Genomic DNA, 356 nt, shown 5'->3' on the forward strand with positions numbered 1-356 from the left:
GTTTCACAGCGTGCGGTTGCTTCCAGAAACTTATTATAAAAATTAAAATAGTTATTCAGATAGTCCTCATAACTTCGTTTCTGATCTGTCTGTTCAATCTTTTTACCAAGAGCTTCAATCTGACCTTTGATTTCCTCCGTATTCTTCTGCATATCGCTTTCCAGCTTATTCAGGGAAATGCTCTGCTTATCAAGAGAGCTCTGGATACTGGCAAGTTCGGATTGTACCTCGCTTAAATCCACTTGATTTACAATAACCGTACTTCCCGGCGATTCATTATTGTTAAGTCCTAATATCTCTTTTCCGATATTTTTAAACGTACCGAAAAATGCTTTTCCTGCATCCCAGTCTTCTTT

At 37.9% G+C, this 356-nt stretch carries 1 protein-coding gene; it reads right to left on the reverse strand.

The features are described from left to right. The coding region (locus DXC04_RS14610) for a hypothetical protein (protein WP_199692556.1) at positions 1-356 on the reverse strand (356 nt) is incomplete at both ends.

Origin of the sequence: Dorea sp. OM07-5 (assembly GCF_003481355.1) — a bacterium.
Lineage (GTDB): Bacteria > Bacillota > Clostridia > Lachnospirales > Lachnospiraceae > Dorea_D > Dorea_D hominis.